At 73.4% G+C, this 5942-nt stretch carries 5 protein-coding genes and 1 pseudogene; 3 read left to right on the forward strand and 3 right to left on the reverse strand.

Features of this window, described 5'->3' with window-relative positions:
* The coding region (locus AB0M52_RS29195; RefSeq protein WP_363960364.1) for an ABC transporter ATP-binding protein at positions 1 to 1449 on the forward strand (1449 nt) is incomplete at its 5' end.
* On the opposite strand, the gene AB0M52_RS29200 is transcribed toward AB0M52_RS29195, so the two are convergent.
* Positions 1450 to 2916 (reverse strand): aldehyde dehydrogenase family protein, encoded by a 1467-nt coding sequence (locus AB0M52_RS29200; RefSeq protein ID WP_363960367.1) that lies wholly within the window; start codon positions 2914 to 2916, stop codon positions 1450 to 1452.
* 157 nt (positions 2917 to 3073) lie between these two features.
* On the opposite strand from AB0M52_RS29200, the gene AB0M52_RS29205 reads away from it, so the two are divergent.
* On the forward strand, positions 3074 to 3439 hold the full coding sequence (locus tag AB0M52_RS29205; protein ID WP_363960370.1) for a VOC family protein: 366 nt from the start codon (positions 3074 to 3076) through the stop codon (positions 3437 to 3439).
* Positions 3440 to 3505: 66 nt separating this feature from the next.
* On the opposite strand, the gene AB0M52_RS29210 is transcribed toward AB0M52_RS29205, so the two are convergent.
* Positions 3506 to 4315 (reverse strand): SDR family oxidoreductase, encoded by an 810-nt coding sequence (locus tag AB0M52_RS29210; RefSeq protein ID WP_363960373.1) that lies wholly within the window; start codon positions 4313 to 4315, stop codon positions 3506 to 3508.
* 41 nt (positions 4316 to 4356) lie between these two features.
* Complete coding sequence (locus AB0M52_RS29215) at positions 4357 to 5547, reverse strand: acyl-CoA dehydrogenase family protein (RefSeq protein WP_363960376.1); 1191 nt, start codon at positions 5545 to 5547, stop codon at positions 4357 to 4359.
* A 72-nt stretch (positions 5548 to 5619) separates the two neighbouring features.
* Between AB0M52_RS29215 and AB0M52_RS29220 the strand changes: the two are divergent.
* Positions 5620 to 5942, forward strand: a pseudogene (locus tag AB0M52_RS29220) (SAM-dependent methyltransferase); the annotation flags it as partial.

Raw genomic sequence — 5942 nt, forward strand, 5'->3', positions numbered from 1 at the left:
GCCCTGGAGCACCTGCGTCGGCTGCCGCTGGGCTACCACACCAGGCGGCAGAGCGGCGACCTCACCGCGCTCGTCACGCACCACCTCAGCGAGCTGGAACCGGTGGTCTTCGGCGCCATCCCCACCATCATCGGTGCCGCTCTGCTGCCCCTGGTGATCGCGGTCGGTCTGCTGCTGGAGGACTGGCGGATGGGCCTGGCCGCGCTGGCGACCATCCCGCTGGCGATGCTGGTCTACGCCTGGTCGCAGCGCACCTTCGCCCGGCTGGCCGCGGAGCGCGCGCAGGCCAGCGGCCAGGCCGCGGCCCGCTTCCAGGAGTACGTCTCGGGCATCGCCGTGGCCCGCGCGCACGGCGCCACCGGTGACCGGGCCGGGCGGCTCGCCCGCGCCCTGGTCCGGCACCGGGAGGCCAGCAACGGGCTGGTGAGTCGGCTGGTCGTACCGCTGGTGCTGTTCCTCACCGTGATCGAGCTGGGCCTGCCGGTGGTGCTGCTCGCCGGGGCCTTCCTGCTGATCGGCGGCGACCTGGCGCCGGCCACCTTCCTGGTCTTCGCAGTGCTGTCGCTGCGTATCCACGGCCCGCTGCGGGCGATGGGCGAGCAGACCGAGAGCCTGCGGGTGGGTGAGGCGGCCGTCGACCGGCTCGGCGCGCTGCTCGCCGAGCCGGTGCCGGCGGAGGTCCGCACCGGCCGGACGCCGCAGGGACACGACGTGGCCTTCGAGAACGTCTCCTACACCTATCCGGGCGCGGGTCGGCCGGCGCTGCGCGGGGTCAGCTTCGCGGCCCCCGCCGGGACGGTCACCGCGCTGGTCGGCAGCAGCGGCGCCGGCAAGACGACCTGCCTGCACCTGCTGGCCCAGTTCTTCGCCCCCGACGGCGGCACGATCCGCATCGGCGGGGTCGACATCCGGGAGCTGGACAGCGCGACCCTGTTCGACGCGGTGACCGTGGTGTTCCAGGACAACTACCTGTTCAGCGAGTCCGTGTGGGACAACATCCGCTTCGGCCGGCCCGCCGCCAGTGACGAGGAGGTGCGGCAGGCCGCGGCGCGGGCCCGGGTCGACGAGATCGTGGCCCGGCTGCCGCAGGGCGGGGACACCATGGTGGGGGAGGGCGGCGCCACCCTGTCCGGCGGCGAGCGGCAGCGGTTGTCGCTGGCCCGCGCCATCCTCAAGGACGCCCCGATCGTGCTGCTCGACGAGCCGACGGCGGCGATGGACGCCACCAACGAGCGGCACGTGCAGCAGGCGTTGTCCGACCTGATCCGGGACCGCACGGTGCTGGTCGTCGCGCACCGGCTGGGCACGGTCCGGCACGCCGACCGGATCGTCGTGCTGGACGGCGGTGAGGTGGTCGAGGTCGGACGGCACGACGAGCTGCTGGCCCGGCCGGGCCGGTACGCGCGGATGTGGGCCGAGCAGGAGGCGGCCCGGTCCTGGCGGCTCTGATCAGGTGGCGATCCAGACGTTCTTCGGCCGCAGGAACTCCCGCACGCCGGCTTCGCCGCCGATCCGGCCCCAGCCGCTCTGCCGTACCCCGCCGAAGGGCGCCGACGGCAGGACGCCGGGCACCCCGTTGACCCAGACGCTGCCGGCGGCGACCGCCCGGCTCACCCGGTGCGCCGTGCGCAGGTCAGCGGTGTGCAGGTACGCCCCGAGGCCGTAGCGGGTGCCGTTGGCCAACCGGACCGCCTCCTCCTCGGTGTCGAAGGAGGTGAAGGCCAGCACCGGCCCGAAGATCTCGTCCTGGGCGAGTTCGCTGGCCGGGTCGACCTCGGCGAAGACGGTCGGGGCGACGAAGTAGCCGTCGCCGAGGTCGCCGTCGAGCCGTTCGCCGCCGGTAACCAGCCGGCCGTGGCCCTGCTCGCGGGCCCGTTCGACCACGCCGAGGATCCGCTGGCAGGCGCTCTCGCTGACCACCGGGCCCATCATCGTGCGCTCGTCGGCGGGGTCACCGAGCCGCACCCGGGCCAGCCGCGCGGCGACGGTACGCAGCACCTCGTCGTAGACCGACGAGTGTGCCAGCACCCGGGTGCCGTTGGCACAGCCCTGCCCGCTCAACGCGATCACGCCGCTCATCGCCAGTCGCGCCGCCATCCGGACGTCGGCGTCGCCGAAGATGATGTGGGCGGACTTGCCGCCCAGTTCGAGGCCGACCGGGACGAGCCGGTCCGCGGCGGCGGCGAGGATCTTCCGGGCGGTCGTCCCGCCGCCGGTGAAGTGCACCTTGTCCACGCCCGGGTGCCGCACCAGTGCCTCTCCGCCGGCCGCCGCGCCCGGCACCACGTTGACCACGCCGGGCGGGAAACCTGCCTCCAGGGCCAGCTCGCCGAGGCGCAACGCGGTGAACGGCGCCAGCTCCGACGGTTTGAGTACGACCGTGTTGCCGGCCGCGAGCGCCGGGGCGAGCATCTGCGCGACGGAGACCAGCGGGCCGTTCCAGGGGATGATCAGGGCGACCACGCCGTACGGCTCGTCGAGGGTGTAGTCGAGGGCCCGTATCGGCCACGTCGGGACGACCTCACCGCCGACCTTGTCCGCCCATCCGGCGTTGTAGCGCAGATGGTCGACCGCGACGCTCGGCATCACCGAGGCGAACTGCCGTGGGCAGCCGTTCTCCAGCGTCTGTAGCCCGGCCAGTTCGGTGGCGTGTCGCTCGACCAGCTCGGCCAGGCGCAGCAGCAGGTCACGTCGTACGTTGCCGACGGTGGCCCGCCAGCCGTCGAGGGCCGCGCCGGCGGCGCGAACTGCCGCGTCCATCTCGGCGGTGCCGGCGAGCGGCACGGTCGCGGTGGCTCGCCCGTCGGCGGCGTAGACGTGCTGGTGCACGCCGCCGGTGGTGGTGGCCGTGCGGGTGGCGCCGATGAGGGCGCCGGTGTCCGGGATCAGCTCTGTCGGGGCGGCGGTGACGGGCACGTGGGACACCTCTTCCGGCTCGGCACGCCAGCTCCCGGCGGGCGGTAAGCGGAGTATGTTGGGTCGGATTCTAGTGTAGTTTGTTGTGTTAGGCAGCCCCATCCGGTCGGTCGGGTGGCGGCTAAGCGCCCCGGATCGATGACGGAGGAGGTCGGTCGTGGCAGGACAGCTGTCGTACTTCGAGTTCGGAGTCCCGGACGTGGCGGTGGCCAGCCGCTTCTACGCCGAGTTGTTCGGCTGGAAGGTGCAGGCGCAGGAACACGGTGGGTCGATCGACACCGGGGAGGCGGGGCCGGGGGTGCCGGCGGTGCCCGGCGGTTTCCACCGCGACCCGGGCCCGCCGCAGCACTACCTGTACTTCACCGTCGACGACATCGACGAGGCCATCAAGCGGGTGGTGGAACTCGGCGGCGAGGTGGAGCCGATGCGCCCTCCGACGGAGGAGTGGGGCGCGTTCGTGGAGTGCCGGGACAACCAGGGCCTGGCCTTCGGCCTGCATGTGCCGCCGAAGCCGAAGAACTGAACTGAGCGCACGCAAAGGGCCGCGCACCGCTCGGTGCGCGGCCCCCGCGCGGCTAGCGTCGCAGGCTCACTGGGCGTCGGTGAGGAAGCGGCCCGGCACGAAACCGGTCCGCGCGGTGGAGAGGCCGCCGTCCACGGTGACCACCGATCCGGTCACGTACGAGCCGGCGCGGCTGCACAGGTAGATGGCCGTGCCGACGATGTCGTCGGGCCGGCCGATGCGCTGCATCGGGGTCACCGCGGCGATCTCCTCGCCCATCGCCTCGAGCACGCCGGCCATCATCCGGGACGGGAAACTGCCGGGGGCGATCACGTTCGCGGTCACCGTCGGCGCGAAGTCGTGGGCGAGCATCCGGGTGATGTGATGGATGGCCGCCTTCGCCGCGGCGGCCGAGTAGGTGGGCATCTCCGGCACCCGCTGCGCGTCGGCGCTGCCGATGTTGACGATCCGGGCCGGGTCGTCGGCGGTGCCGGCCGCCCGCAGCAGCGGGGCCAACTCCCGCACCAGGAACAGCGGGGCCTTCAGGCTGAGGTCGAGCACCCGGTCCCAGGCGCTCGCCGGGAACTGCTCGACCGGGGCGGTCCAGGCGGTGCCGGCGTTGTTGACCAGGATGTGCAGCTTCTGCTCGCGTTCGGCGATCTCCCGGGCCAGCCGGACGCACTCCTGCTCGTCGGAGAGGTCCGCCGGGATCGCCACGCACTCGCCGCCGCCGGCGGAGAGTTCCCGGGCCACGTCGTCGCAGTCGGACTTGGTCCGGGCGGTGAGGTAGACCCGCGCGCCGGCCTCGACGAACCCCTGGGCGATCATCCGCCCGATCCCCTGGGTGCCGCCCGTGACGAGTGCCGTCCTACCCGCCACCGAAAACAGCTCACTCATTGACAACCCTCCACAGACGAGATACTGCGCTACCGTACGATTCAGAGCGGGCCGGTGCTGGTCTCCTCGCCGACGGCGAGCGCGCCGAGCGTGGCGTACGAGTCGCGGCCGGCCACGAAGTGCTGGGTGGCCGTCCGCATGTCGCGCAGCCGCCGTTGCAGCGGCGAGGTCTCGTACACGGCGGTGCCGCCGGCCAGCGTGTGCGCGGTGTCCACGACCTGCGCGCACAGGCTGGTCACCTGCGCCGCCGCCGCCCGCAGCCGGGCCCGCCGCAGCGGTGTCGAGGCCCCCTCCGCCGCCTGCGCCTCGGCCGCCTCGGCGTACAGCAACGCCCGGGCCGCCCGCTGCACGGTCTGCGCCTCGCCCAGCCGGTCCTGGAAGACCGTCGAGGCGGCGAGCCGGCGCGCGCTCAACGCCGGCCGCTTGCCGTCGGCGGCCAGCCGGACCAGGTCGGCCAGCGCGCCGTCGGCCAGCCCGACCGCGACCGCGCCGATGATCAGGCTGGACTGGGCGATGCGGTGCACCGCGTCGGCGTCCTGCGCGGCGACCGCCCGGTGCCCAGGCACCCGCCCGTCCTCGACCGTCACGTCGTGGCTGGCCGTGCCGCGCAGCCCCAGCACCCGCCAGGTGTCCACGATCCGGATGTCCCGCGCCGGCACGAACAGGATGCGGGTGGCCGGCACCCCGTCCGGCCCGACCGGCACGCTGCGGCCGGCGACCAGCACGCAGCTGAGGTAGAACCAGGCCGCCCGGGGGCACCCGGTGACGAACGGCCACTGACCGCTGACCCGCCAGCCGTCGTCGGTCTCGCGGGCCCGGCCCTTGGGGGCCACGGCCCCGGCGACCAGGGTGTCCGGACCGTCGGCGAAGACGTCGTCGAGCGCCTCGGCCGGGCCACAGCGCACGATCAGATGCGACAGCGCCACCTGGCCGACCGTCCACGAGGTCGCGGCGTCGGCGCGGGCGAGTTCCTCCAGCACGGCGAGCACGTCGGGCAGGTCGAGCTGGTCACCGCCGTGGCTGGCCGGGGCGAACATCCGGAAGCAGCCGGCCTCGCGGAGGTCGTCGACGAGGTCGTCGGGCAGCCCACGGTGCCGCTCGACCTCCTCGGCCCGTTTCGCCACTCGGGACGCCAGGTCGCGTACCCGTGACAGCGTTGGGTTCACGTCCACTCCTCCTGTGTGCGGTGTGTCGTGTGCGGACCGTATCTCCCACCGACGGGTGCTGTCCATGGCGAGGCCGCAGCGGCTAGCGTATGTCGGGAAAACAGCACACCCCACACGTACGTCGCCTGGAGGACACCGATGACGACTCCCACCGACACCCAGGCCCGGGTCTTCGCGGTCCGGATGTGGACCTCGCTGCTGGCCACCCAGGAGTTGCTGTCGACGTACCTCGGTGTCCGCCTCGGGCTCTACGACGACCTCGCGGCCAAGGGGCCCGGCACGGTGCGGGAGATCGCCGAACGCACCGGGGTCGACCCGCGCTACGCCCGCGAGTGGCTGGAGCAGCAGGCGGTGGCCGGCATCCTCACCGTGGACGCGTCGCTGCCGGCCGACGAGCGGGTGTTCGCGCTGCCCGTGGCGCACGCCGAGGTGCTGACCGTCTCGGACAGCCCGGTGTCGAT

The sequence above is a fragment of the Micromonospora sp. NPDC051296 genome (assembly GCF_040682255.1).
In the GTDB taxonomy this organism is placed as follows: Bacteria; Actinomycetota; Actinomycetes; order Mycobacteriales; family Micromonosporaceae; genus Micromonospora; species Micromonospora craterilacus.

Coding starts and splice junctions, on each gene's coding strand:
- AB0M52_RS29210 (WP_363960373.1), bottom strand. CDS start 4,315: ATGAGTGAGCTGTTTTCGGTGGCGGGTAGGACGGCACTCGTCACGGGC.
- AB0M52_RS29215 (WP_363960376.1), bottom strand. CDS start 5,547: ATGGACAGCACCCGTCGGTGGGAGATACGGTCCGCACACGACACACCG.